The 23,768-nt window shown below is 40.8% G+C and carries 20 protein-coding genes; 6 read left to right on the top strand and 14 right to left on the bottom strand.

The window, feature by feature from the left end; all coding sequences use genetic code 11:
• Positions 1-10: 10 nt before the first annotated feature.
• The 11 genes from NXV01_RS11300 to NXV01_RS11250 form a co-directional block, all read right to left on the bottom strand.
• Positions 11-1,225 (bottom strand): sodium ion-translocating decarboxylase subunit beta, encoded by a 1,215-nt coding sequence (locus NXV01_RS11300; protein ID WP_258979727.1) that lies wholly within the window; start codon positions 1,223-1,225, stop codon positions 11-13.
• Positions 1,226-1,239: 14 nt separating this feature from the next.
• Complete coding sequence (locus tag NXV01_RS11295) at positions 1,240-1,671, bottom strand: hypothetical protein (protein WP_074557926.1); 432 nt, start codon at positions 1,669-1,671, stop codon at positions 1,240-1,242.
• A gap of 246 nt (positions 1,672-1,917) precedes the next feature.
• On the bottom strand, positions 1,918-2,760 hold the full coding sequence (locus NXV01_RS11290; protein WP_259022471.1) for an FAD/NAD(P)-binding protein: 843 nt from the start codon (positions 2,758-2,760) through the stop codon (positions 1,918-1,920).
• Positions 2,753-3,766: a 4Fe-4S dicluster domain-containing protein gene (locus NXV01_RS11285; protein ID WP_195650468.1), complete on the bottom strand. Its 1,014-nt coding sequence runs from the start codon at positions 3,764-3,766 to the stop codon at positions 2,753-2,755. Before NXV01_RS11285 ends, NXV01_RS11290 begins: the two co-directional genes overlap by 8 nt.
• Before the next feature lie 9 nt (positions 3,767-3,775).
• Positions 3,776-4,576, bottom strand: coding sequence for a 4Fe-4S binding protein (locus NXV01_RS11280; protein WP_074557846.1), 801 nt, complete (start codon positions 4,574-4,576; stop codon positions 3,776-3,778).
• Positions 4,569-5,042: a hydrogenase iron-sulfur subunit gene (locus tag NXV01_RS11275; protein ID WP_259022470.1), complete on the bottom strand. Its 474-nt coding sequence runs from the start codon at positions 5,040-5,042 to the stop codon at positions 4,569-4,571. The genes NXV01_RS11280 and NXV01_RS11275 overlap by 8 nt, the downstream gene beginning before the upstream one ends.
• Positions 5,043-5,056: 14 nt before the next feature.
• Positions 5,057-7,057, bottom strand: coding sequence for a CoB--CoM heterodisulfide reductase iron-sulfur subunit A family protein (locus tag NXV01_RS11270; RefSeq protein WP_259022469.1), 2,001 nt, complete (start codon positions 7,055-7,057; stop codon positions 5,057-5,059).
• Complete coding sequence (locus NXV01_RS11265) at positions 7,045-7,911, bottom strand: CoB--CoM heterodisulfide reductase iron-sulfur subunit B family protein (protein ID WP_148364419.1); 867 nt, start codon at positions 7,909-7,911, stop codon at positions 7,045-7,047. The genes NXV01_RS11270 and NXV01_RS11265 overlap by 13 nt, the downstream gene beginning before the upstream one ends.
• A 2-nt stretch (positions 7,912-7,913) precedes the next feature.
• Positions 7,914-8,468 carry a 4Fe-4S dicluster domain-containing protein gene (locus NXV01_RS11260; RefSeq protein WP_148364418.1) on the bottom strand — a complete coding sequence of 185 codons (555 nt, stop codon included), beginning with the start codon at positions 8,466-8,468 and terminating at the stop codon, positions 7,914-7,916.
• A 102-nt stretch (positions 8,469-8,570) separates the two neighbouring features.
• Positions 8,571-9,008 carry a hypothetical protein gene (locus tag NXV01_RS11255; RefSeq protein WP_148364417.1) on the bottom strand — a complete coding sequence of 146 codons (438 nt, stop codon included), beginning with the start codon at positions 9,006-9,008 and terminating at the stop codon, positions 8,571-8,573.
• Between the two features lie 82 nt (positions 9,009-9,090).
• Positions 9,091-11,814: a transglutaminase domain-containing protein gene (locus NXV01_RS11250; protein WP_259022468.1), complete on the bottom strand. Its 2,724-nt coding sequence runs from the start codon at positions 11,812-11,814 to the stop codon at positions 9,091-9,093.
• 324 nt (positions 11,815-12,138) lie between these two features.
• Here NXV01_RS11250 and NXV01_RS11245 point away from each other — a divergent pair, with 324 nt between their 5' ends.
• Together NXV01_RS11245 and NXV01_RS11240 are read left to right on the top strand one after the other, a co-directional pair.
• Positions 12,139-12,276, top strand: coding sequence for a hypothetical protein (locus tag NXV01_RS11245; protein ID WP_167511728.1), 138 nt, complete (start codon positions 12,139-12,141; stop codon positions 12,274-12,276).
• A gap of 93 nt (positions 12,277-12,369) precedes the next feature.
• The gene (locus NXV01_RS11240) at positions 12,370-13,548 is read left to right on the top strand and encodes an aminopeptidase C (protein WP_148364415.1); all 1,179 of its coding nucleotides are present in this window, start codon (positions 12,370-12,372) and stop codon (positions 13,546-13,548) included.
• A gap of 208 nt (positions 13,549-13,756) precedes the next feature.
• Here NXV01_RS11240 and NXV01_RS11235 read toward each other — a convergent pair whose 3' ends face one another.
• From NXV01_RS11235 to dinB, 3 genes are all read right to left on the bottom strand, one after another.
• Positions 13,757-14,458 carry a DUF4627 domain-containing protein gene (locus NXV01_RS11235; RefSeq protein WP_074557373.1) on the bottom strand — a complete coding sequence of 234 codons (702 nt, stop codon included), beginning with the start codon at positions 14,456-14,458 and terminating at the stop codon, positions 13,757-13,759.
• A 60-nt stretch (positions 14,459-14,518) separates the two neighbouring features.
• A complete protein-coding gene (locus NXV01_RS11230; RefSeq protein ID WP_195650473.1) occupies positions 14,519-16,453 on the bottom strand; it encodes a heparinase II/III family protein in 1,935 nt (644 codons plus the stop codon).
• Positions 16,454-16,778: 325 nt separating this feature from the next.
• Positions 16,779-17,870 carry a DNA polymerase IV gene (dinB, locus tag NXV01_RS11225; RefSeq protein WP_074557371.1) on the bottom strand — a complete coding sequence of 364 codons (1,092 nt, stop codon included), beginning with the start codon at positions 17,868-17,870 and terminating at the stop codon, positions 16,779-16,781.
• 215 nt (positions 17,871-18,085) lie between these two features.
• Here dinB and NXV01_RS11220 point away from each other — a divergent pair, with 215 nt between their 5' ends.
• The 4 genes from NXV01_RS11220 (at position 18,086) to NXV01_RS11205 (ending at position 23,709) form a co-directional block, all read left to right on the top strand.
• Positions 18,086-19,513, top strand: coding sequence for a DUF4419 domain-containing protein (locus NXV01_RS11220; RefSeq protein ID WP_259022467.1), 1,428 nt, complete (start codon positions 18,086-18,088; stop codon positions 19,511-19,513).
• 281 nt (positions 19,514-19,794) lie between these two features.
• Complete coding sequence (locus NXV01_RS11215) at positions 19,795-21,162, top strand: site-specific integrase (protein WP_259022466.1); 1,368 nt, start codon at positions 19,795-19,797, stop codon at positions 21,160-21,162.
• An 85-nt stretch (positions 21,163-21,247) separates the two neighbouring features.
• A complete protein-coding gene (locus NXV01_RS11210; protein ID WP_259022465.1) occupies positions 21,248-23,203 on the top strand; it encodes a hypothetical protein in 1,956 nt (651 codons plus the stop codon).
• Positions 23,204-23,382: 179 nt separating this feature from the next.
• Positions 23,383-23,709: a DUF3853 family protein gene (locus NXV01_RS11205; RefSeq protein ID WP_259022464.1), complete on the top strand. Its 327-nt coding sequence runs from the start codon at positions 23,383-23,385 to the stop codon at positions 23,707-23,709.
• The last annotated feature ends 59 nt before the right edge of the window (positions 23,710-23,768 follow it).

Genomic DNA, 23,768 nt, shown 5'->3' with positions numbered 1-23,768 from the left:
ATACCTTTATTTATAAATAAGGAATCACCGTAATATAAATACCTGTAATAATAGCCGAAGTAATTACTCCCGAGATATTAGCTCCCAAGGCATCTCCCAAGACGAATGAGTCCGGATTATCTTTGCTTACAATCTTTTGTGCAACCTTTGCGGTAGTCGGCACACAGCTAACTGCTGCAATACCGATGACCGGATTGTAATTACCCCGTTTAATAATATACATGATATATCCTCCGATTATTCCTCCGATACCGGAAAGTAATAATGCTACAATGCCTAATACTAATAGTTTCAATATCTTCGGATCGAGCAGCAGATGTGCATCACAAAGTACACCCAGCAACACGCCCAACATAAAAGTCGATCCATAAAGCAACGGACCGCTCACAAAATCATAGATGTGTTTCATACCCGACTCACGAACAGCAACCCCCAGGAACAAAGAGAAAAACAAAGGAGAAGCTACCGGGAATAAGAAACAGAGAATAGCACAAAGAACAGCAGAGAAAGCCAGTTTTACTTTAGCATCGTAATTCTTCGGAGCTTTCTTTGTCACCATCTTAATAGCACGGAAACGTTTGGGAACCAACAGCTTCACAAGGTAAGGATAGCCTCCATATGTCAATCCTAAATAAAGATAGGCAACCACCGTAATAGGCACAAACAAATGCTTTGCCAATGCCAGTGAAGTAAACAAGACCATCGGTCCGTCTGCTCCACCTACCATCGCCACTGATGCACTTTCTTTGAGAGTCAGGCCGAGAGCGGAAGCAATAGGAACCGTCAGGAAAGTACCCAGTTCTGCACACAGAGCAAGGAATATACTTGCAAATGGTTTCTGAAGCAAGAATCCGACATCCAGAAGCGCCCCGATACCCATAAAGACAAAGCAGGCTATGAGCCCATTACTAAACGTCAGGGTGTAAACAGGTTGCAGGAAATCTATCTGCATGGTATTCATTAATTGATCCGTATCTGAAAGCATCGGATCGAGAAAGAGGTTACCTAGTGTGCCGTCGGGCATCATCAGTGTTCCGCAGTTGATAGCCACCATTCCGAGTCCCATCGGAATCATCACCATAGGTTCGAGGATACCTTTCCAGCCCAAATAGATCAGTAACAGACCGAGAAGTACCAGAAAAACTCTTGCAGAAGCAAGCACCCATCCGCTTGCCATCATTGTACCAATACCTTGAAATAAGGTAGCAAAATCTATATTTTCCATAAATTAGTTTTCTTTCATTGTTTGTTGTTAGTCAGTTTCTTTGAGTTCTTCTTATTGGCATGTACCTGCTCTTCTTCCCGAAGAAAAAATTCACGGGTATCCTGCGAATAATAATAATTAACCAGATTATTTTCCGAAGCTCCCGGACTCACTCCATGATAATAGCCGGGATAACCAGTAAAGTTCCTGTCAATCCCCCTACTATAGTCTTCACGAGAATCTCCTAAAGCATCTTCATCTACAATAGGTATTTGCCGGACTAATCTTTCCACCTTCTGCCGATGCTGCCGCCAGCGTCGTAGCCGGAGTAGCTCCAAACGGTGGGAACTATAAAAATCAAATGAATCAGCCGCATAGGCAATCAACTTGATGACCGCAGCGACAAAAAAACCGATGAGGAAAGTAAGCCCCATCATCGCAAGAGTAGATAGTAATAAATGAATCATAGTAATATAAAAATTAGGTTGTACAATCATATTCAAAATAAAGAAGAGGCGCCCAATGGTGAAACCATTATAAAATTTAGACACACATGAAAGTTAATCCCACTGGGCATTCCTCATCACCATATAAAAACAATCGGCGGATATTATTTGCCTGAAATCACTTCGGTATATATCCTTGCTTTTATACGACGTAACTCCCGTTTCACAACGGAAAACACAATATTTTAATCCTTAAACACCTTATCATTAGTATTCAGGAGGTATATCATTCAACTGGGCTTTGGTAAATACGGGACCGTCTTTACAGACATACAACTTCCCGACATTACACCGTCCACATTTTCCAACACCACATTTCATCCGGTTCTCCAGGGTGGTATAAATATTCTCATCGGCAAAGCCTAACTTCTCCAATACAGGAAAAGTGAACTTTATCATCACCGGAGGTCCGCAAACTATTGCCACAGTATCTGCACTGGCGGGTGCAGTAGCCTCAAGCACCGAAGGTACAAAACCGACTTTTCCTGTCCAGTCGGGAGTCTCCCCCCCGGGATCAACCGTAGTTATCAGATTGACATCCGGACGGTTTTCCCATTCTTTCAGCTCTTCTTTATATACCAGGTCGTTAACAGACTTGGCTCCGTAAACAATCGTTATATCTTTAAAATCTTCCCGCCTGTCCAATGCATTCCAGATGACGCAACGCATCGGCGGAAGTGCTATACCACCTGCAACGAACAACAGATTCTTTCCTTTCCACTCGTCCAACGGAAATGTGTTTCCGAAAGGTCCGCGAAAACCGACGGTAGCTCCTTCTTCCAGTTTGGCAAGTCCGGTAGTCACCCGTCCTGCCTGACGGAATGTACACTCGATATATCCTTTACGAGTAGGCGACGAAGCAATACAGAAAGTTGACTCTCCTTCACCAAACGCAGAGTATTCACCGAACTGTCCGGCTTTGAAGTGAAAGGCTTCTCCTTCCTTCTCGTCTTTAAATCTTAACCGGAAAGTCTTCACTCCCGGAGCTTCATGGGTTATCTTCTCAATCACCATCAGGTGCGGAAGATATATATTCGACTGCTCATTCATGGCTTGATATCGATATTAAGTGTTCAAGTATATTCATATCTACCGGGCAGGCACGTGAACAACGTCCGCATCCGGTACAACCGGTTTCCTGTATCCGTTCAGGCATATAGGAGAACTTATGCAAAATGCGCTGACGCCAACGGGCGCTTTGTGTCGGACGCGGATTATGTCCTGACGTATGGAGGGTAAACAGCGAAAAGCCGCAAGAATCCCAACAACGGACACGATGACCGGACGAACCTTTGGCATCTTCCTGAATATCAAAACAGGCACAGGTTGGACAAACATAAGCGCATGCGCCACATCCCAAACAGCGTTCGGACTGTTGTTTCCAAACAGGACTGTCGAATGCTCCCGCCAACTTCTCCCGTACATTATCAACATTGAAACGAATGGGAACGGATGCCAGATATTGTTCCTTATCTATTTCTTCGGCAGGTGTATATTCTTTCACAAAGAATTTAACCAATGCTTTACCTTTTGCTGTCAAGACTTCCACCAATGCACTCTGATCCGGCAACTCCGTAATCTGAATATCACTGCCGGCAGTATTACCGGGCCCCCCGTGAACGGAAGTACAGAAACATGATTCATCGCATTGTGCACAACTGAAGCTGATTAATGTCATTTTCTCCCGCCGGGCATTATATAGTTTATCTTTATAATCCCAATTAAAAATACCGGAAAGGGGTGCAAACCCTGCCGCATCACAAGGACGGATTTTCCAGAGAATCATTTCGGGAATTGCATTAATATCCGCTTCCTGCAAAGTAGCTTCTTTCCCGTCTTTCTGATAAGAGAACAGCACTTCTGTTTTCGGGAACGCAAATCGTTTAGCCGACTGGGTAGTCTGCACATAGTCCGTCGCTACCTCATCGTAAGAAGTCACTCTTTTGAAGTCTACTTTATCTCCTGAACGCACAGGAGCAAAAATATGCATTTCCTTTTTCACCATCTGGTGAAACCATTCTTGCAGACTGCTTTTACTGATATGTAGATTTTCCATTACTTTCTTTTAATGTATAAAGTTCTCTTTATCTTCTGCCTTGAAGGTAGAAAGTACATTTCCCGCAGGATTGATAGCACCGGGAGCAACCCCGAACTCGTCCTGAATGTCTTCCATCATACTTTGTGTCATCAAATGAAGAGGAATCCCCACCGGACAAGCTTGCTTACAAGCGCCACAACCGATACAGCGTCCTGCCATGTGCATCACGCGGTTAATCTGCCACTCCATATTTGTCAGCGGAGCAGACCAGGGTTGTACCCACTGCGGACAATTGACCTCCACAATACACCGGCTGCAATAACACAACGGACAGGCAGCCCGGCAAGCATAACATTTGATGCATTTCGACATTTCCCCCATCCAGTATTTCCACCGCTCTTCACGACTCATCTTTTTCAGACGATCAATCAGTTGAAGATTCTCCTCACTAATAGTCAAGGGAAAATCTGCCAGATATGTTTTTATTTCATCGAATCCTTTAAACTGGATAAGTTCTCCATGTCCGTCAACGGTCAGTACCAGAAGATTATCTTCTTTCAACTGGTTTTCGAATGCCAATTGAACAATCGTCCGTAATGCCGGAACCGTAGCTGTTATAGCCACTTTGCCTGTTCCTGTTAATTCCCGTTTTGTCAGATAGACTGCGATATTATTCGTGCAACGGTCGTCCAGTATCAGTCTGTCGGCATTTTCTGCCTGCCGGCAAAAGAGAGGACGTGTTCCGTGATTTCCTTCTTCATAGCCTATCACAAGATTCACTTCTCCTTCTTGTAACAAAGCAACTGCTTTTTCTGTCAGTTTACTCATAGATAGCCTCCTTTTCCAAATAGTCCGAAGCTTTCTGATACTCCAGATAAGGTCCCAGTTCACGGATTCCGGCAACTGTTTCATTCACCAGATCAGCCCACTTGGCTCCCTCCGCCGCCGACACCCATGAATAACGGATACGACGTACATCAATACCCAAGAAGTCGAGCAATCCACGGAATACAATCCAACGACGACGTGCATGGAAGTTTCCGGATGTATAATGACAGTCATTCGGATGACAACCTGAAACGATAATTCCATCAGCACCTCCGGCAAAGGCTTTCAACAGTAACATAAAGTCAATTCTTCCTGTACAGGGGAAGCGGACAATTTCTACATTAGTCGCATATTTCAACCTGCTCGTACCTGTCAGGTCTGCCCCGGCATACGTGCACCAATTACAGACAAAAGCTACAATGCGCGGTTCAAATTCTTGATTTTTCTCGATCTTATTTTCGTTCATAGCTTACTCTCTTTTTAATGGTTCAGCAATGCCATCACTTCGGCATAGACCTGTTCATTGGAATATCCCTGTATATCAATAGATTTGGAACGGCAGAAAGCAACACAGGTACCACAACCCTGACAAAGTCCGGGATTTACTTTGGCAACTGTCTTTATTACATTTCCATTCCTGTCTTTTATTTCTTCACGTTCGATAGCCTGATAAGGACAAGCTGTCTGACACATGAAACATCCTACGCAAGTACTGAATAACGGAGGGGCAGTACGATTGACAACGGCTATCAACGGCTCGCGAACCAGATTTGCCTGTGAAAACAATCCTGCTACTTTCACAGCGGCTCCCGAAGCCATTCCCACTGTTTCGGGAATATCTTTCGGCGCCTGACAAGCTCCTGCCAGATAGATTCCGGCTGTATTCGTTTCCACCGGTTTCAGTTTGGGATGAGATTCGGCAAAGAACTGATAAGGGTCATAAGAAATGTGCATCTTCTGCGCCAGTTCTTCCGCTCCCTTGTTGGCGACTCCCGCTGTGGCAAGCACTACCATGTCAGCTTCTATCTCGACAGGTGATGCTCCCAACAGGGTGTCTACTCCTTTAACAATCAATTTACCGTTCTTCTCATATATGCGGGCGACGCGACCACGGACGTAATTCACTCCATCCTCTTCAATGGCACGGCGCACAAATTCTTCATAATTCTTTCCTCCGGCACGAATATCCATGTAGAACACGTACGATTCGCCACCATGTACCTTGTGCTGATAAAGCATCGCATGTTTGGCAGTGTACATACAGCATATCTTAGAGCAATAAGGAATTCCTTTGGCCGGATCACGGGAACCGGCACAGGCTACAAATACAATCTTTTGAGGAATCTGTCCGTCAGACGGACGGCGAATCTCTCCGAATGTAGGACCGGAAGCCGATGCCAGACGCTCAAACTGCAATCCGGTAATGACATCTTTGTATTTTCCATATCCATATTCGGGGAAGAAGTCGGTATTTAATACATTGAATCCCGTAGTCACTACAATTGCTCCGACTTCTTCAGTGATAATACGATCCTCCTGTCCGAAACGGATAGCCCCCGTAGGACATAGCTTTTCACAAACTCCGCATTTACCATTGCGATAATGGGTACAATGTTCTTTATCAATCACCGGTTTATTGGGCACTGCTTGCGGAAAAGGAACATAAATAGCTGTACGCATTCCCAAACCGGCATTAAATTCGCTCGGTATCTTCTTGTTGGGACATTTAGTCGTACAAAGTCCGCAACCGGTACATAATTTCTCATCAATGCTCTTCGCTTTCAGGCGTATACTGGCTTTAAAATTACCGATAAAGCCTTCCACATGCTCCAGTTCGGCATACGTATAAAGAGTGATATTCGGATGCTGCGCTACTTCCACCATTCGGGGAGTAAGAATACACTGCGAACAGTCTAATGTAGGAAAAGTTTCCGAAAGCTGTGACATATGTCCGCCGATAGACGGTTCTTTCTCTACCAGAATGACCTGATGTCCGCAATTGGCGATGTCCAGACTTGCCTGAATTCCGGCAATTCCTCCTCCAATCACCAGTGCTTTTTTGGTGATAGGAACCTGAATGGGGACCAAAGGATGATTCCGCTTTACTTTTTCAACCAGACTTTTGACAATATCGACAGCCTTACGGGTAGTTGCCTCCCCTTTCTCATGTACCCAAGAGCAATGCTCACGAATATTAGCTATCTCGCACAGATAAGGATTCAATCCGGCTTCCGCACATGCCCTCCGAAAGGTAGGTTCATGCATTCGCGGAGAACAGGCAGCAACGACAACGCCATCCAATCCATATTCTTTAATGGCGTTCTTAATCAATGTCTGTCCCGGATCGGAACACATATATTTATAATCGATGGCATAGGCAACGCCTTCCATTTCTTTTGCCGCCTCGGCCACTTTTTCGCAATCGACAGTTACACTGATATTTTCACCGCAATGGCAGATAAAAACTCCTATTTTAGACATACTTCCGCCTCCTTCAAATTTACAGCTACAAAATGACGTCCCAGTCCCAATTCTTTGGGAGTCAGTCCGACAGCCAGTCCGATAGCCTGTGTGATATAAAGAACCGGTATCGTAACAGGTTTTGCCAGATAGTGGTTGATAGCAGGGCGACGCATATCCAAATTAGAATGACACATCGGACAAGCCACAATCACGGCTTCCGCTCCCCGGTCGTCAGCATCTTTCAGAATATTTCCCGAGAGACGTCCTACAAGGTCTGTGCGAGAAACGGACAAGCCCGCACCGCAACACTCCGTTTTGAAAGCCCAGTCAATAGGAGTGGCACCAATCAGAGACATGATTTTGTCCATGCTTTGCGGATCTTCCAAACGGTCGAAGTTTAATATTTTATGGGGACGCACCAGCAAGCAGCCATAGTAACAAGCCACTTGATGAGCAAAAGGACGTACTATCTTCTCTTTTAATGCATCCAGCATATATTTCTCTATCATCTGGATGACATTCAATATTTTCACATGACCGAGGTAGCGCATTCCAACTGTAGTCAGTATTTCATCCTTCAATGCTTCATTGTGCATTAATTCGTATTGAGCCACACTCAACCGATTGTAACAGGAAGCGCAGGGGACAACGATTTCTTGAAATCCCTGTTGTTCTGCCAAAGCCAACACACGGGTAGGTAAGGCAAGAGACAATTGTTTGCTCATGGAGTGAGCAGCCGTTGCACCGCAACAGTTCCAGTCTTTCAACTCGATCAGTTCGAGTCCCATCGCCTGTGCCAGTGCTTTGACTGATTCATTATATTCACGAGAAGTTCCATTTAGCGAACATCCCGGATAGAAACCGATTCTCATAGTTACTTTTGAGTCTTTTCAATGGTTTGTGCAAATATCTTTTTGATCATATTCTCATCTTTTACCCGTTCCGGAAGAAGGTTGAGCTTCCCTTTGACGAACATAACAGGAGCCACATTCAAATCCTGTGTCAAACGTAAGGTACGGGCTTTAAAACCTGCCACCAATCCAACCTCGTAGAGTCTTCCTGTTCTTTTCACTGATTCGAGAAAAGCGGAATGGAAAGCTACAACAGGGCGTGACTCTTTACTAATGCATCCTTCTTGACGGGATTTCTCACGCAGATAGTCCATCACTTCAGGAATGTTTATTTCTTTGGGACACCGGGCAATACAGTTTTCGCAATTCAAGCAAATCCAAATGGCATTGGAACTTAACACGCGACGGTCATTTTGAGCATTTTTTGTCTGCAACAACCGGAGAATATAGCTGGGAGCATAATCCATCTCCTCTGATAACACACATCCGGCCGTACATTTGCCACACTGGTAGCAATAAGACACATCAATACCCGTCTTTTGTTCCAAGTCATAGGAAATACATTCTTTGTTTTCCATGTTGACATGAATAAAATAGATAATAATAAAAATAAAGGAAAGAGTGGCAGAGAAGTATCAGAATAAGACACACCTCACCCAACCAAAAGAAAAGAATATTGTCTAAATGAGAATATGCGCCAATGTGTAGACGTAATACTTACACGAATATTTAGTGTAATTGACATCAAGGTCGGTATGACCCAAACGGTTCTCCGGAAGCTGAACATTCAGAGAGCTCAATATCTGTATAATCACAGTATTTGTATTGAACTTCAAGTTCTTGAAAGGAACAATGCTTCTTGGAAAAGAGATATTATCAAAAATGCAGTCACTGACTTTACAATTGGATGTCTCATCAACAAACTGCGAATGCGTTTTTTTACTTGACTTATCGAAGCCGGCAGAAGAGACACAACAACATGACTCTACTTTATATTGCATATCATTAACCCGGATTTCAGTTTCTTTCTGAAATCCCTGCAAATCTTTATCGGAAACATTACTAAATCCCAATACCAGAAATGCGCATGCTAATATGCAAAAAATATACTTAGTCATAATTTGTTGCAAACGTAATCATTCTTTTCCGAAAAAAGCATATTAAGAGCAAGAATTAACGATTATTCATACAGCCTCTTTCCTATAATCCATGTACAACTTTCATCAATTGTTCCCCTAAACCGATTGTATATCCTTGAGAAACAAAGACTATCCTATTAAATGTGTCGGCAATAATAAAGACCGGCAGGATGGAATTATTCAAGTTCATAGCTGCCACAATTTCTTTCCGAATGCTGTCATCAGTATCAATACCGTAAGTGATGGTAGACGGAAGTCCCTTGAATTCGTCAGCATTAAATTTCTTGTATTGTTCTTCCGAAGGGAAAAGAAAGACCATCTTACGCCCCCACTGTTCAAAATCATTGCCTAGAGCGGCTATGTCTCTTAACGCATGATTGGTAGGTTCCTGCCCTGCCCCGAGAACAGCCACCACAAAATAGCCACGACCGCAGGTTTGCAAAATACTTTGCAGCCCGGTGTCACCGACCGGCCAATAGATCGCTTCTGAATTAAAATTGCCGATCACCTGTACCTGATCTTTGCTTTCACGCATCACAAGATCAACTGTCGTTGTCTTACCCGGTTCTATCGTAAAAAACGTAATGTTGGAAAGCACTGCGCCACTTGCCAGACGGGTTCCGGTCACCATCATATAATAGCCTTCATCAAACTCTCTCCCATATCTTAATAAATTATGCCATGTAGTCCCATCCCCCATATCTGTCTCTCCTTCGTCATAATTCAACAACTGGAAGGTACCGTCTTTAAACTTGGAAAGAGTGAAATGCGAATAATATTTAGGATTATCTAATGAACGGATAGGCGTATAGGTAGCTTTCAATACTCCTTTTTGGGACAATGCGGATTCTGCTGTCTCGAAATCGACATCTTCCGGAGCAAATTCTTTATTTAAGACCTGTACCTTTCCGGTCACTTCATCAATCCGGGCAGGCGCCCATCCCATGCTCCGGCAAGCTGCTACAAAGAAAATATCACGTGACTTTTCATCAGCCACCCGTGCTTTCCACACACCCATCGGAGAGATCGGAATCTGTTGGGAATTCAATTCATTATTGATTTTAATTTCTTTTCTACACCATTCTATTAATACCTTAGGATCACGCTTCATGCTATCGGGAACAGACTGGTAAACAGTTTTTTCAATCGCTTCGCGAAGTACCTTTTTATAAGGAGTCAGCATTTCATTGGCTACACGAGGAGGATTGAGGTACATTCTTTTAAAACGTTCGGTATCTATCTTTTCCCAATCCGAAAGATTCGTTTGCAAATGATCATTCAATACATCCAGAGTTACATCACGGAGGTCTTTTGCCGAAAGACTCTCTAATATCCACATGGCACGTATTTCTTCCCATGAGACAGCATCTTTCTCTTTCCTGACAGGCAAAAGGAAGTCTTTCAATGTTTGGTAGTTTCCGCGCGAAGCAACCAGAAAGTCTGCCAGTTTTTCTTTCTTTTCCGATTGTAAAGCATTTCCATACAGCTTGTCTACCCACTCTTCGGCTTGTTTTTCCGTCATCATTGTTGCCACATACGCATTACGGATGGAGTCTTCTTGCGCCATTCGCCGCTCATTCTCTGCACGCTGTTCGGGAGTGACTTCGGGGATATTCGCCCCTTCTACCGGAGGAATAAGATCCATTGGCAAGGAATAAGTTTCCCCTTCTTTCTTATCTAAAGAGAGATGCAATGCATTGTCTTTTCCAAAAGATAATTTAGCATAGCCAAATCGTCCGTCACGGGATGCCCAAACCAGCATATCTCCTTTACCGGCAGTCAGGCTGGCTTTCCCTTCTGCATCTGTATACTTCGTAGCTACTGTATAGAACTCTGCATAATTGTATATCTTAAATTCAACTTTAGCGTCTGCTACCGCTTGTCCTTCGGCATCCGTCACCGTCACGATAGCCTTAGCGGTAGGCGCATAATTATCAATCACATTGATTTCCGTATAATTCGGCGTTTCAAGCATCATTTCCTCCGGACCGTTATAACGCCCGAAGACTTTCGTATGCATCAACATTCCCCGACTGGCAGGAGCATTGAACCATCCCAGATTCAAAACCGGCTCCGGCTCACAGGCTCCGAAGAAATACCAATGTCCATCCGCCCATGCTTCCACCCAGGCATGATTATCATCCGTATGCGCCCAACGAGGCGTATACACCTGACGCGCCGGAATACCAACCGCCCGGAGAGCAGCTACCGTAAATGTAGACTCTTCACCACAACGCCCATACGCCGTCTTGACGGATGCCAATGGCGAACTGGTACGCGCATCACTCGGACGATAGACTACTTTCTCATGACACCAGTGATTCACCTCTAATATAGCCTCTTTCATCGGCAGTCCCTTCACCCTATCTTTCAGCTCGCCATAAAACACACGACGGGAATCGTCCAGATTCTCATTATTCACCCGGATCGGCAAAACAAAATGACGGAACACTTCATCGGGAATCTCCTTTCCCCAAGGCATTTCGCTACGCGTCTGCTTTGACAGCCGGACATTTTCCAGATAATAATCTCCTGAATAGTCCGTCACATCCCCTATCGGCATATAAGCATAGAGAAACATCAATGCTTCGCGCTCGTAGACTGATAAAACAGAATCGGCAAAGATCGCAAATAAATCTCCATGAGGAAGTGCCTGTTTTTTCAGTTCAAAGTCTTGAGCCACTTGATTCCGGTAGGCTTCTTCTTTGAGAAAATGAGCGTTGTTACAAGCAAACAGCACAATTGACAAAATCAGGATGCACAAAAGATGGGTGAATGTTTTCATACGAGTGTTTGGTTTATTCTAATAATAAGGTTGCTGACTGACAAAAATACAAGAATATTTTCTGAAAGCCTAGATAAGTACATAAAAATGTGATAGATAAGAATAATATTGTCATCAACGGAGAATTGCGGGCATTTTGTAACAGGTCTGTAACATGGACCGTGTTCGAACCCTTATAAAAAGAAAATTCAAATGAAAAAGAAGATTTTTATGTTTTACAGCATATAATTCAAAAACAATTCGTATCTTTGCAGTGTTATTAGAGAAAACAAGATGTAAAATCGCTCTTCAAAACGTGGAGGGCAAAAAAAGAGGAAACAAATTATGAAAAAGAATGCAAATGAAAAAATTATGATGTTACAGTACCGTATTAAACGCTATCAAGCAATGGGAAATGGTGCTATGTGTCAAACCTTGAACGGTAAACTTCAAAAACTGCTGTCACAGCAGGTTGTCATGTAAATAAACACACTAATTATAATAAATAGAGCGAGGAACTTTCGAGTATCCTCGCTTTTTTTATACATTTGCAGAAGAAAGATAATAAAACACATTATGAAAAAGCTATTTATGTCGGTTGCGCTGCTTTTACTAGCCGTAACCTCTTTTGCACAAACACCCGGTTATGAATTCACAACCGTTGTATCTCACAAAGCAACACCTGTCAAAGATCAGGGCTCCACAGGAACCTGCTGGTGCTTTGCCACCGCTTCTTTTATGGAGTCGGAACTGCTCCGTATGGGAAAAGGAGAATATGATCTCTCGGAAATGTTTATCGTCCGCCAGAAGTACATGAATCAGATCGAAGACAATTACCTGCGTCGTGGTAAAGGAAGCATTGGGGAAGGAAGTTTGGCACACACTTTCAAGAATGCTTATAAGAAAGCGGGAATCGTTCCGGAAGAAGTATACACCGGACTGCTAAACGACAGCAAAGATCATAACCACGGAGCATTGTCACGTTACCTCAAAGCATTGGTGGATGCAAATATTGCTTCTAAAAAGCGTACTCCGGAATATGATGCGCTCATCAACAATCTGTTCGACATTTATTTGGGCAAGCTTCCTGAAAAGTTTACTTATAAAGGCAAGGAATATACGCCTCAATCTTTCACTGAAAGTTTGGGATTGAATATGGATGATTATATCGAGCTGACCAGTTTCACTCATAAACCTTATTATGAAACCTTCTCACCTGAAGTGCCCGACAACTGGGAGAATCAACCGATGTATAATCTTCCGCTGGACGAACTGATCGGGGCTATTGACTATGCATTGAACAAGGGATATACCGTATGTTGGGATGGTGATGTCAGCGAACAGGGTTTCTCTTTCAAGAACGGAATCGCCATCAATCCGCAAGTAGAGGACGTGAAAGATTACTCAACTACCGATCGTGCCCGTTTTGAAGCTATGCCTAAATATCAGCGTATGGATGAAGTGTTCAAGTTCGAGCATCCTTATCCGGAAATCAATGTTACACCGGAAATCCGTCAGGACGGTTATGAGAAGTTTGTAACGACCGATGACCACCTGATGCATATCACCGGCATTGTAAAAGACCAGAATGGTACTAAATATTATATTACCAAGAATTCCTGGGGAGCAGAAAGCAACAAATCCGGAGGTTATCTGAATATGTCTGAAAGTTATGTACGTGCCAAAACTATTTGTGTCATGGTTCATAAAGATTCTCTGCCAAAGGGTTTGAAGAAGAAACTCGGAATCCAATAAGCCGCTTGGTATCACCCTAAATAGAGGGTTGATTATTCTATGGAGTCTATATATTAAGTATGTGTTCTTAATAATTTAGGCACGGATTACACGGATTAACACGGTTACTTTGTAGCAATGACAATACTTAAGACCGTGAAATCCGTGTAATCCGTGCCTAAAAAAGATAGCAATTTATGAGTGACAGGCACTTACCCACCCTTAGTTTTTATTTTTTTCTCAATGTCACGTCGCTGATTTCTACAACGCCACCTTTGTTTTGTGAAAGAATAGCCAGATAGCAATCTTTCAGAATAGCAGCGTCATCATCCGTGTCAGATACTTCCAAGTCAGCATTTGCCTTCTTGCTGCTAATAGCATTAACCACTTGTCCCATATCATAATAAACCACTACTTTAGTCCATTTATCAGCATCTTTAATCTTAAAGTTATACTGTGCACCCGAAGCATTCGGTTGAGCATCCGCATCATAATCTCTACGCATGAAGAAAGTGGTATTGTACTTACCATTATCGTTCTTTTCTTCATTGGTCTGTTTGATGTATACACCTACCGGAGTACCAGCTTCTTTAGCTTTTGCATAGAAAGTAAGAACATAGATGCCTTTTTCCAAACCATCGGTAATACGTTGTCCCAGAAAAGCCTTGTACCAAGAGATATTTTTTTCGGCACCGGAATTATCAAATTTCATCGCATTCGGATATTTGGCATCTCCCGTTTGTTCCCAAGCAATAGTAGTTACTCCGTCAGCTTCATTATTCAAAATAAACCACTCTCCTGCGGCAGCTTTGTTAGCGTTAGTCACTTTAGTCTTTACTTCGGTAGCGAATTTTTCATTCTTTATCAGGTTCTGTGCACTTACACTTACTCCTGCAATGACCAAAAGGCCGGCAAATAAAACTTTTTTCATCTTACTGTGATTTAAATGTTTATACTTTATTTTTTCTTATTTAAAAGAATCTACTTCATCTTACTTCACTTGTTGGATCACAAATTCATATTTACCAGTCGCTTTCTTTTCTTCTGTCTTTAGTGTGATGCGGTAAATCTCCTTGCCCCATACGTTAGACAGGCGCGGATCATCTAATTTGATTGTTTCCAGTTCTGCTTTAAATTGTGACGGATAATGCATTTCCACCTTTTGTCCCTTCACTTCGATTCGGATTTTCCCTTCAGACGGGAAAGTAACATTGCCCCAAGTTAAGAAATTCAGTTGATTAGGAGCAATAACCTCATCTAATGTATAAGTATCGCCAATAGTTAATTTATTATTATCAAGTGCGTAAGAGCGAATCCAACTTTTCACTTTCGCCTCTGCCGGATAAGCAGTAGCTATATCAGTAGAGAATGTCCGTTTCTTCTCATTGCAAACTGTATTTGTCGCTTTATACTGCTGACCGAATTTTTGCGGTACTCCGTTAATCATCGGCAAGTTGTGATAATTGCTCTGCATGGTCCAGATAGTATAGCGGTCTTTACCGAACGTCTGTTTGGTATAGGTACCTACACCGGCATCAATAATCACGGGGATCGTATTCACGTATAGAGAGAAGGTCCCTACATCATTGTGATTATGACTTTCGTTATTAAATCCGCCTTTAGCGGCAACGAACATACCATTCTTGTTCTTCATATAGCAGAATTCCGTTTCGGGATACCAGGTAACATCCGGCATATCATGTTTCGGAGTTGCTTTTGCGAGTTCATTACAGCAAAGCAGAGACTGGAGCGAACGGAAAGCATCGTTGCCCATGGTGGCATACGGCTTTCTCCCATTCAGCAGGTAAGCGGCAAAATGCATCATTTCATCGCTGTTTACAGCTTTACCGAAACGATAGATTAATAAGGGATCACCTCCTCCTTGTGCCGATGCGTCAGCAAAGTTCACCACCCAGCCATTACCCACGTATGAGCGGGACATATATTCTCCCATCCGGCGAATCATCGGTTCATTGAACAGAGACAGTTTACCACCTGTACCATCGGAGAGTATCTGCAAATAATCATAGAGTTTTCCGGCAGCATGTCCCCAGTAGGATGTACCTTCTTCACAAGCACCGTCAGACTTCACGAAATTGATAAATTTGTCGACTGATTGCATGGAGCGGTAAACGGCTTTTGCCAACTTGTCTTTATTGTTCTCCATCAGGAAGAAACATTGCAGGGCATTTGAGTTACACCAGGGATTCCAGTTGTTGATGATTTCCCCCGGTTTCCAGTTAAAAGCCATCCACCACATTTCATCGTCGTTCATATATGGATCGAGAATACGTTCTTTGATTGCTTTACGCATTTGTAAAGATACCACGGGATTGATTTTGTCGAATGGTTTACGGAAGAAATAGTGTACCCAAGCCATTAAAGCTCCATATCCGCCTGAACCGAGGTCAATAATCTGTTCACGGAAATCGGGCAGTGAACGTTTGCTGCTCTGGCGAGGCAAGTGTGCAGATAAAACCCATGAATTCATTTCACAGCTCATATATGCTCCGTTCAGTAGCTGGTCGATGAAGCGTCCTTTTCCTTCAGCCAGTTCGGCGAGCATCAGGGTGTTGAGTGCCTGACGGTTGGCGTCATAAGGAACTTCCATCACTTTCCGGTTACCGCTACGTTCGTACTCCAAATAAGCAGTGGCAGGTATCAGCTGCCATTTATAGTCGAGGAGTTTTTCACCGGCTTCGATGAGGCGTTGTTTGTTAGGACCCATCAACGAGTCCCAAGCGGCGCGATCTGTATAAGCAGGGTAAGGCACCCAAGCCTGTTTCATTACCAACACGTTTTTCAACGTAGTTTCGTCTGCCGCTTTCTGCAGCATATTGCGTTCGGTATATGCGTTTGCCTTGAAAGAAAGACTTCCCAAAGCTGCTACCAGAAAAACACAAAGCAAATGTTTCATTCGAGTCATGGTATTTTCATTCATTTAAGTATTGCAAAGATAGTGTATCTGATAAAAAATGAGGTGAGCAAATCATACGAACCTAATGACAAAAAAGTACATACTTCAAAATTTGTACTCATAATTGCTTCATTTTAAGCTTTTAGGTTATAGAATAATCGATTTCACTCATATTTAAACAGAGATTTCTTCTCAAAATACAGAGATTCCGTTCCAAGAAAACAGAGGTGCAATTTTAGCTAAACAGAGGCTCTGTCTTCCTTAAACAGAGCCTCTGTTTAATCCAAATAAAGGCTCTATTTTGACATCCTGTTCTCTTCCCGTTTTTCATACCTTAATCCCAATCGCTAAATTCAAAACTCAACTGTTCCCAAACACCGTGTTGCTCATCGGCTTCTTCTTTCGGATTGGAGACAGAAAGCCCGATGAGACGGATTGGATGTTGTTCATATTCCACACTTTTAAGCAGTTCCTTGGCAAGCGGGAGTACCCGGTCTAAGGTAGTCAGTTCCTGCGATTGAGTAAGGCTTCGGGTGATCTGGCTAAAATCATGAAACTTAATTTTCAAGGTAAGCGTGTTTCCTTTGAAGTCTTTTCGCTGGAGACGTTCAATCAGTTCTACTGCAACGTGATATAATTCGATTATGACCGATGAACGGGCCGAAATGTCCCGTTCCAATGTACGTTCACAGCCGATAGATTTACGAATACGAATTGCTTCGACAGGGCGTTCGTCAATGCCTCGCGAACATTCATAATACAGCGTACCTGCTTTTCCAAAATGACCAGTCAGCATTTCAAGAGAACATTTCCGTAGTTGAAGTCCGTTGTGGATACCCAGCAAATGCATCTTCCTGGCAGTCACAGGTCCCACTCCCCAGAAAGATTCAATAGGAAGACAGGCGATAAAATCAAGAGCTTGTTCCGGGTGAATAGTACATAAGCCGTCCGGTTTGCGATAGTCCGAAGCTATTTTAGCTAAAAATTTATTATAAGATACTCCGGCAGAGGCAACAAGGTTGAGTTGCTCGCGAATCTTCAACTTTATTTCCTTGGCTATATCCACAGCCAGGGAAATATCTTTCTTGTTTTCAGTAACATCCAGAAAAGCCTCATCCAAAGACAGAGGTTCGATGAGGTCTGTATATTCGTGGAAAATCTCATGTATCTGACGGGAAACGGATTTATAAACATCCATCCTGCCGGGTACAAAGATGAGTTGGGGACAAAGGCGTTTCGCCTTTTGGGAGGACATGGCCGAACGGACACCATAACGCCGGGCTTCATAGCTGGCAGCAGCCACAACTCCCCTCTCTTCAGCATGACCTACTGCCAAAGGTTTGCCACGAAGTTCAGGATTATCACGCTGTTCTACAGAGGCATAGAAGGCATCCATGTCGATATGTATAATCTTTCTCTGCGTCATTCTTTAGGATTAGCAGAGCAAACTTATTACAAATTCCCGAATAATTCCCGCTTATCGGCTCAAGAAATAATACGCTTATGTTTTTTATAGATATAAATCAAAAAACATTTAATATCCTGTTTAATCTACTTCTTATAATGTTATATTTGCATATCGTCTATGAAAAGCATAGACATACCTGATAAGTTTATGCCACCATAGAATCATTTAAGATTATGAAAAACATACTTTTTGGCTTATTAATATCTTGCAGTGTTCCCATATTCGCTCAAAATGGAATCACCTTTAAAGTTGAAAAGCTTTCAAAGCCTGAAGAATTACTCCATTTGAATTCCCAAGACGACATTTATAAAAGTCTTATATTATCGTACATGAACATAGAGCCTTATGAAATAAAAAAGAAGCATATCGAAATTCCTTATCATATCATTGCAAAGAGCCAATCTCCTGACAGTCTGGTATCTTTTGGTCCTAATTCTTTTTTCAACGGTATGTATCAGGCTTATGCAGATCACAGGCCATTTGTTCTGTCCCCAGACATGATTTGGCTACTAATCAGCCAGGGATTTGCCCGGCATATAAATGCCAATCAGGAATCGATGAGAAATAATCTCGTTGACTTCTCCGGCAAACTGTCCTTAATTGTAAGAGCGGACAAGAAACTGAAAGACCCTACTTTTTCATGGGAAGAGATCTTTCCCCAATTCACAAAACAAATATCAGAACACGTCGGTAACCATCTGACTGAGTTGCTTACCTGTAATTTTTCAACAACCACCTCCTTAGAGAAAGTTGCTTCTGAAATAACAATCATGGAAGCTGTGAAGCCATACTTTGAGTTTATAATCATACGCATTGTCTGTGGAATACCTGAAATAACCCTCGAAGGAACTCCGGAGGACTGGGAGAAAGTTCTACAGAAAGCCAGAAGCCTGAAAGAATATAAACTTGAATGGTGGATTTCCGAACTGGAGCCTCTTCTGGAAGAATTTGTCAAAGCCTCCAAAGGCCAGGTGGACAAAAGCTTCTGGCGCAATATGTTCAAATATCATTCACAGAAGCAATACGGCGCTCCGAATATTATTGATGGATGGATTGTTAAATTTTTCCCGTATGACAAGAAAGGAAGAAGAAATAATCTGAAACAGCTTGAAGGCAGAAATTGTCTCCCTGATGAAATAGTGAAGGTAGATGTAAAGTATCAGGAAGTATATCCCGATGCCGTCAAAGAGACCCCATTGGAATTTTGGGCAGGTTTCATCGGACTGGAGCAAAATAGTAAGAATTTTGCTCTGCGACCACAAATAGGCTGGATGGTCAGAAAGAAAGACGTTAACAATGACGGATTAAAAAACAAGTTGAGTGCTGACGCCCAAAATGATGGCTGGGGCAGTGGTATTAACATTAGGGTAAAGAAGTTTCCTACTGTCTTGTTAGAACTGAAGGAGATAAAAAGGTTGGATATCCAGTTTATCGATAAGATCGATATACCGGATGAAATATCAAAGATAAAAATTGAATCGTTGACCCTATATGGAAAGATAACCAAAGAGGGAATAGAGCGCATTAAAAAGCTATTACCCGATACGGATATAAAAATAAATGGCTCGCGAGGTGGAATAAATTCATTGATAGCCCCATAAAAAAAGAACACTCAATGTTACTATTGCAACGTTGAGTGTTCTCTTTATAGATACTAATGATTAGTATAAAGTGGAGCTGGAGGTATTGTTGCTTTGATCATAACTGCTTTGATCCGATTACATATATTACTGTATATCAACGCTGTATGTAATTAACCATATCTTTTTATAGCACATAAAATCTTGTATGCTCAAAAAAGGGGGGAATAAGAATTACCCTGTATTCCCCACGATTTTTATTTCTATCTTCGCTGAAAATAAACCTCAAAACAGTAAGACGTATGATAGAAATTAATCACAGTTGTAGAGCATTCCTTAATAATAAGGGGCAAGTAGTTATTCGTGTTAGATGGAATAATCGGAAGGACGAAGTTGGTTTTTCTGTTGGTTGTAATGCCGATCCAGACAAATGGGATAAAGAGAACCAAAGAGCTAGGTATAATACTACTCATAAAGTTGGTGGAAAGACGGTGGTAGCTAGAGATATTAACAATCGTATTTCTCAATTTCTAGAGTGCATCGAAGAGTCTTTCACAGAATACAGCTTAAATTCTCAGTTGCCAACCAAAAGTGAATTGAAGGAACTGGTTAATGAGAAGCTGGGACGAATAAAAGAAGAGGTAGTACCAGATAATCCAATAGAGCGAGAAAAGTCTTTTCGTGAAATTTTCAATGAATTTTTAGAAGTTTGCTCTACAGAGAGGAGCTGGAGTGAATCTGTACATCATAAATATGTTCAAGCATGGAATCATTTAAACAGCTGTGATCCCAACATATCTCTAGCGACACTTGATAAGAATAAGATGACAGAACTTAAAAAATGGTATGTGAAAAATGGATATCGTAACCGCACCACTGTAAAACAATTCAGAATATTAAAGTCTTTTCTTAGATGGATTGATGCTAATGGTTATCCAGTAGAGCAAGGAGTACTCAGCTATAAGGTAAACTTAACTGTGACTAAAAAGGAAGTGACTTTTTTGAAATATAAAGAATTACTCCATTTTGCATCTTTCCAATTTCCTAAAAGCAAAGAGTATTTAGATAGAGCTAGAGATATGTTTTGTTTTATGGCGTTTACATCTTTACGTTATTCTGATTTAAGCGCATTAAAGAGAGCGCATATTTCAAATGGGAATATTGAGATGTATACTCAAAAAACGAATGATAGAATTACTGTTCCTATAATAGAAAATGCTCAAAAGATTATAGATAAATATTCATGGTATCACTCCAAGAACGGTACAATATTCCCTGTTCCATCAAATCAGAAACTTAATGATTATATTAAGGAAGCTGCTGAGTTGGCTGGTTTAGATAGAGAGATAGTTGAAACCTACTTTATAGGTACGCAACGACATGAGGAAATCCATAAGTTTTATGAAACGATAAGCTGTCACGATGGACGTAGAACTTTCGTTTGTTGTTCCTTAGCTTTAGGTATATCTCCGACTGTTGTGATGAGTTGTACCGGACACGCAGATTATGAAAGTATGAAGCCGTATATAGAAGTAGCAGACGAAACACAGAAGATGCAAATGGAAAAATGGAATACTCACCAATATAAGTCTGATATCATAGAAAGTCTAGATAAAATGAATCCGACACAATTGAAAGAACTTTGTGAACATATTAGGAGTATAGCTTAACAAAATTTCATATATTTGAGGCAGCATTCGGGAAAAACGGGTGCTGCTTTTTATTATAATTACTTAAATTAATACTAATACTATTATGGAAAATGAGAATAAACTTAAAAAAGGCACTTTTGAAAAGATAGACGAAGACAATTATAAGATTAATGGTAATGAAGTCCTTTATGTAGATGAAAATTTCAAGAAACTTATTCCATTGATACGTGATGTTGTTGAACAGGGAAAGGATGTAGTCCTTGAAAATTATAACTCAGGTAAATCCAGTTATTCTATTACTGGTGAGGATGGACCAATAGCTGAGATAGTAACAAAAATAACTAATTCTCTAGATTTATTGCCTATACATCGAAAAACTCAAAAGAATGGTACTTGTTACTATGAAATTGAAAATACAGAGTTGGCTTTTGAAGAAGAACTCGTTCCACTTGTAGAAGATATAATCAATAAAAGAGATGTATCAATTAGTAAATATAAGTTTCAGAAGGAATCATATTTCATAAATAATGAAGCAGTGCCTGTAAATGATGTAATATTTGAAATCCGAAGTATGTTCGCATGTTGGTTGGAAGCTTGGAAAGTTGATGAATGCCATTATAATATAAAGGGGGAAGAGTTTCATATAAAGGATGATGACGTACAAATAATAAATAAACTCATAAATGGCATAGATGAATCCAATGTGCCAAAATATGAACAGAAAAAATGTGTATATGATATTAGTGGTAATGAGTGTCTTATTACCAATCTAAGTTCATATATAGTTTTTCTTTTGTGTGATAAGCCTAATTTTGATGATAAAGTTGCGGCTGAAATAAAAGAGATTTATTTAAAAGATAAAATAGATCGAAATAAGAAGGAATTTGCTAAGAAAACACATTGTTTTATAGGCACTCTTCCTAAACCAATTTTCATACTAATAAGGAAAGCAGAAAAAGAATATAATGAAGATAGTATATTACAACTAAAGAAAGAACTAAAATCTAATACTGATTCACGTTTTCAGCATATCACTCCAGAAAATTTTGTTAATGCTCTAAAGCAAATAATGCCCTTTTCTGATAGCTTTTTAGAACTAATCTTTGAAGAAACAAGTGAAGGAGAAATGCAACTTTTACGACAAAAACTTGAATCGGAAATTACAGAAGAAATTTATTACTTTATTGGTGAAAAGATCAAGAATCAGCGTTTGAAAGTTAAGAATGATATAAATTGGAATGATATATGTGATGTAATCAATAATAATCAATATAAACCTATATCTGAGTTTGGCTTATATTTCATACAAGATGTTGTTACTATGTATCATGAGGAATATGAAGAATGGAAAAGTAAGGCGGAAATAGAAGGTACTATAAATTTAGACTTTTTATCTGAATTGTATTTCAAAGAAGGTTATAGGAATGAAGCCTTTTTATTTTATTATAATTTTTTTGAAGGTAAATGTTTTAGCCAGTTATTTCATGCTATGAATTATGGTTTTATAAAGCCAGAAGTAATGAAAAAATATGTTATTGATAGGTTACAAGAATTGGAGTTGGCAGAATATGTCCAAAAAGGATATGATGAATACCGAAAAGTAACTGGTGGCGGCAAGGATTTTTGTTTTTGTGATATTACTGAACTCTCATTAAGGAGTCGCTTACCTATGCCAGATGGATTTGATAATAAGAAATTGGTAAAACTTCACCAAGCTTTTTATAGTTATGTTGATGCCGGACAGCCTTTGTGCTTTTTTTTAGGGAGCAGTACATCTAATGCTGATACAAAAACTGTATTATGGAATGGTGACCGTCATACCCTTCAAGTTTTTATAAGGGAATTATATGGTAAAGATGCTAAAGGAAAACTTAAAACTGTTCCTGATGGCATATGGAAAATAACCAGTAATATTTTTATGCCGAAAGGAAAAAAGTTAAGTGAGAATACATTAAAAACAGGGAAAATAGGAACAAAACAATTACCGGAAGAGATTAGATTAAAGATAGCGGAGAATATCCAAAATATAAGAATCTTAAAATGGAAAGATACTAATTGACTTCATAATATAATACTCTATATAACATATATATAACGTTCATATAATTTGCATTATATATCTCATAATCATGGAATTACACCTACTGTAATTCCATTTTTTTGTGCATATATTTGTGCCAGAAATCAAAACGATCGTAGCAAGGATTTCAATAGAGTACTAATATAAAAAAAGATATAATGAAAACTTTAGCATTAAGAGATAAGCCTCTTTTCCAAGCTACCTTAGGTGATCTGATAGAGGCATTAAATGAAGGGTTTGCTAATGAAGGTAAAGATGGAAGAGCTAACACAAATCCGTCAATTGAGAAACGGTATGTATATGGTCTAATTGGCATAAGTAAGCTCTTTGGCTGTAGTCAAGCAACAGCTCAAAGAATCAAATCAAGTGGTGTCATTAACGAAGCTATTTCTCAAAACGGGAAGATCATTGTAGTCGATGCTGATCTAGCTCTAGATTTACTAAAAGTGTCTAATAAAAAATGGGGGCGTAAGTACTCCAAGTAATTAACCGGAATAGACAGTTTCGCTGGAAAATATGCCGGCTGTTTTCAATGGTGAAGCTG

The organism is Bacteroides sp. BFG-606, assembly GCF_024788145.1.
Lineage (GTDB): Bacteria > Bacteroidota > Bacteroidia > Bacteroidales > Bacteroidaceae > Bacteroides > Bacteroides vicugnae.
This window is presented reverse-complemented; position numbering and strand designations above follow the sequence as displayed.

Coding starts and splice junctions, on each gene's coding strand:
- NXV01_RS11300 (WP_258979727.1), bottom strand. CDS start 1,225: ATGGAAAATATAGATTTTGCTACCTTATTTCAAGGTATTGGTACAATG.
- NXV01_RS11295 (WP_074557926.1), bottom strand. CDS start 1,671: ATGATTCATTTATTACTATCTACTCTTGCGATGATGGGGCTTACTTTC.
- NXV01_RS11290 (WP_259022471.1), bottom strand. CDS start 2,760: ATGAATGAGCAGTCGAATATATATCTTCCGCACCTGATGGTGATTGAG.
- NXV01_RS11285 (WP_195650468.1), bottom strand. CDS start 3,766: ATGGAAAATCTACATATCAGTAAAAGCAGTCTGCAAGAATGGTTTCAC.
- NXV01_RS11280 (WP_074557846.1), bottom strand. CDS start 4,576: ATGAGTAAACTGACAGAAAAAGCAGTTGCTTTGTTACAAGAAGGAGAA.
- NXV01_RS11275 (WP_259022470.1), bottom strand. CDS start 5,042: ATGAACGAAAATAAGATCGAGAAAAATCAAGAATTTGAACCGCGCATT.
- NXV01_RS11270 (WP_259022469.1), bottom strand. CDS start 7,057: ATGTCTAAAATAGGAGTTTTTATCTGCCATTGCGGTGAAAATATCAGT.
- NXV01_RS11265 (WP_148364419.1), bottom strand. CDS start 7,911: ATGAGAATCGGTTTCTATCCGGGATGTTCGCTAAATGGAACTTCTCGT.
- NXV01_RS11260 (WP_148364418.1), bottom strand. CDS start 8,468: ATGGAAAACAAAGAATGTATTTCCTATGACTTGGAACAAAAGACGGGT.
- NXV01_RS11255 (WP_148364417.1), bottom strand. CDS start 9,008: ATGACTAAGTATATTTTTTGCATATTAGCATGCGCATTTCTGGTATTG.
- NXV01_RS11250 (WP_259022468.1), bottom strand. CDS start 11,814: ATGAAAACATTCACCCATCTTTTGTGCATCCTGATTTTGTCAATTGTG.
- NXV01_RS11245 (WP_167511728.1), top strand. CDS start 12,139: ATGAAAAAGAATGCAAATGAAAAAATTATGATGTTACAGTACCGTATT.
- NXV01_RS11240 (WP_148364415.1), top strand. CDS start 12,370: ATGAAAAAGCTATTTATGTCGGTTGCGCTGCTTTTACTAGCCGTAACC.
- NXV01_RS11235 (WP_074557373.1), bottom strand. CDS start 14,458: ATGAAAAAAGTTTTATTTGCCGGCCTTTTGGTCATTGCAGGAGTAAGT.
- NXV01_RS11230 (WP_195650473.1), bottom strand. CDS start 16,453: ATGACTCGAATGAAACATTTGCTTTGTGTTTTTCTGGTAGCAGCTTTG.
- dinB (WP_074557371.1), bottom strand. CDS start 17,870: ATGACGCAGAGAAAGATTATACATATCGACATGGATGCCTTCTATGCC.
- NXV01_RS11220 (WP_259022467.1), top strand. CDS start 18,086: ATGAAAAACATACTTTTTGGCTTATTAATATCTTGCAGTGTTCCCATA.
- NXV01_RS11215 (WP_259022466.1), top strand. CDS start 19,795: ATGATAGAAATTAATCACAGTTGTAGAGCATTCCTTAATAATAAGGGG.
- NXV01_RS11210 (WP_259022465.1), top strand. CDS start 21,248: ATGGAAAATGAGAATAAACTTAAAAAAGGCACTTTTGAAAAGATAGAC.
- NXV01_RS11205 (WP_259022464.1), top strand. CDS start 23,383: ATGAAAACTTTAGCATTAAGAGATAAGCCTCTTTTCCAAGCTACCTTA.